Here is a 2,712-nt window from a genome sequence, read left to right as displayed (position 1 = left end):
CCGGCGGGGTCTGCCACCAGGCGATCGCCAGCAGGGCCAGCCAGGGCATGGCCTGCACCAGCGGCCGCCAGCGCCGCAGTCCCTCAAGGGCGCCGCGGCAGGCGGCGCAGTGGCGCCCATGGCTCTCCCAGCGGTCCATCAGCGCCGCCCGATCGAGCCGGGGGGGCAGGGACTGGCCGGGGAAGGGGTCGCCGTCGTGGTCGTTGACCCAGTCGTGCAGGGCCTTCACGTAGACATCGGCGCCGGTGGCCAGGAAGAACGCCCGCTCGGCCCCGCCGCTGCGGCCCCGCTGTTCCAGCACCCGTTCCTGCCAGTGCAGGAACACCTGGTCGTCCTCCAGCACGGTGTGGTTGGCGATGTGCTGCAGCCACCGGGGCCGCAGGCCCAGCAGCAGGGGAGGCAGCCGGGACTTGAACTGGAAGGGGAAGCGGGCGAACAGGCGGCACTCACCGCGGCGGATCGGCGTCGCGTAGACCACCGTGAGGATGCGGGCGAAACCGGGCGCCGTGAGGTCGTGCCACATCAACCCGGGGGCGGCGTAGGTGGTGTGCTGGCTGCCGAGCGTGCCCTTGCGGGGGCCCTCCTCCCACAGGGCGGTGAACCCCTCCGGGCCGGAGCTGGTGATCGTCGCCCCCACCGGGGCGGCGTTCTCCCGCTTGCCCACCGTGCGGTGGTGGGTGAAGGGCACGTGGCTCACATCGAGCACGTTCTCCAGCAGGGTGAGGGCATCCATCGGCAGGTCCCGGAAGGTGTCCTGCACGAACCAGCCCGGCTCCTCCAGCACCGGCACCAGCGGCAGGGGCACCGCCGCGGCGCCATCGGCCTCACCGGCGAACACGAACAGCAGGTCCTGGGCCTCGGCGGTGGCGTAGGCCCGGCAGCGGGATCGCACGGCGCTGGGGCTGGCCCCCGGCTCGGCCTGGGGGATGGCGGTGCAGTGGCCGTCTCCGGCGAAGCTCCAGCCGTGGTACGGGCACTCGAGCTGACCGCCGGCATTGAGGCGCCCCTGGCTCAGGGGCACCAGACGGTGCGGGCAGACATCGGCGAAGGCCCGCCAGGACTGGCCGGCGCGGTCCCACCAAAGGACCAGGTCCTCCTCGAGGAGGGTGAAGGCGGTGGGCCTGGCGGGATCGACGTCCCGCAGGTAGGCCACGGGGTACCAGTGCTGGCGCCAGGCGGTCTGCGTCATGGTGCCGATTCTGGTGGGGGGGGCGCTCAGGTGCGGGCCCGTTACGAGACGCCGCGGGGAGGATGGTCTCCGGTGGCGGCGCTCCTAGGAAGGCCTGGAGGACCACCCTGCCGTCCCTCCCGATCCCCGTGGGCACCTTCCTGGCTGGCAATCCCCTGGCGATCTTCGCCCTGCTGCTGGTGCTGAGCGTGGTGGTGCCACCGCTGGTGCGGCCGCTGCGGCTGCCGGATCTGGTGGGGCTGCTGGCGGCGGGGGTGGTGATCGGCCCCCACGGCCTCGCCTGGCTCGCGTCCGGCAACGAGACCGTGCGGCTGCTCTCGGATGTGGGAGTGATCTATCTGCTGTTCATCGCCGGGCTGGAGATCGACCTGGGGGAGTTCCGGCGGATCCGGGCCCGGTCCTTCCGCTTCGGCCTGCTCACCTTCACCCTGCCGATGCTGGCCGGCACCGTGCTCGGGTTTGTCTACGGCTACCCGGCGGTGAGCGCCGTGCTGATCGGTTCGATCCTCGCCTCCCACACCCCCCTTGGGTACCCGATCGTGCGCAGCTTCGGCGCCATGCGGGAAGAGTGCGTCACGGTGGCGATCGGCGGCACGATCTTCACCGACATCGCCGCCCTGGTGGTGCTGGCCCTCTGCGTGAGCCTGGGGCAGGGCCAACTGAGCGCCGGAGGGGTGGTGGGCCTGCTGCTCAAGGTGGCCGTCTATGCCGCCGCCGTGCTGCTGCTGATCCGCTGGCTGGGCCGCGGCCTGATCCGCCGCAGCGTCGACGGCGACAGCCGTCTGTTCGTGGCGGTGCTGCTGGCCCTGTTCCTGGCGGCGGTGGGGGCCGAGCTGGCCGGGGTGGAGAAGATCGTCGGCGCTTTCCTCGCCGGCCTGGCCGTGAACGGCGTGCTGCCGGACGGCCGTGTCAAGGAGCAGGTGGTGGTGGTGGGGGCGAGCCTGTTCATCCCCCTGTTCTTCATCGATCTGGGCCTGCTGCTCGATGTGCCGGTGTTCGTGAGCACCATGACGGGCTCCGCCTTCGCGGTTGCCCTGATCCTGTGCCTGGTCGCCAGCAAGGGGCTGGCCTCCTGGTGCTCGGGGCTGCTGTACCGCTACGACGGGCCCCAGATGCTCACCCTCTGGTCGCTGTCGCTGCCCCAGGTGGCGGCCACCCTGGCCGCCACCTATGTGGGCTTCCGCCAGGGCCTGCTGGATGAGCGGATGCTCAACAGCGTGCTGGCCCTGATGGTGGTGACCGCGACCCTGGGGCCGATCCTGACCACGGTGGCGATGACCCGGATGGCCAGCCGTCGCTCCCAGGACCTGAGCCTGCAGGAGAGCGGCCAGCTGGCCCTGGTGCGGCGGGCCCTGCGGGTGCTGGTGCCGATCAGCGACGTCCGCAGCGAGGAAGTCCTGCTGGCGCTGGCCGGCCGCCTGATCGACGGTGAGGCGGGCCACCAGGGCTCGGTGCTGCCCCTGGTGGTGGTTTCGCCCCGCCAGGCCGGGGCGGGCCGCGGGCCCCATCCCGTTGTGCACCGG

At 72.1% G+C, this 2,712-nt stretch carries 2 protein-coding genes; one reads left to right on the top strand and one right to left on the bottom strand.

Going from position 1 to position 2,712, the window contains the following annotated elements; all coding sequences use genetic code 11:
* On the bottom strand, positions 1–1,189 hold a 1,189-nt coding region (locus VB737_RS16155; protein ID WP_500314460.1), incomplete at its 3' end, for an aromatic ring-hydroxylating dioxygenase subunit alpha.
* A gap of 128 nt (positions 1,190–1,317) precedes the next feature.
* Between VB737_RS16155 and VB737_RS16150 the strand changes: the two genes are divergently transcribed.
* The coding region (locus tag VB737_RS16150) for a cation:proton antiporter (protein WP_500314459.1) at positions 1,318–2,712 on the top strand (1,395 nt) is incomplete at its 3' end.

The organism is Synechococcus sp. BA-120 BA3 (genome assembly GCF_034931285.1).
Lineage (GTDB): Bacteria > Cyanobacteriota > Cyanobacteriia > PCC-6307 > Cyanobiaceae > Cyanobium.
This window is presented reverse-complemented; position numbering and strand designations above follow the sequence as displayed.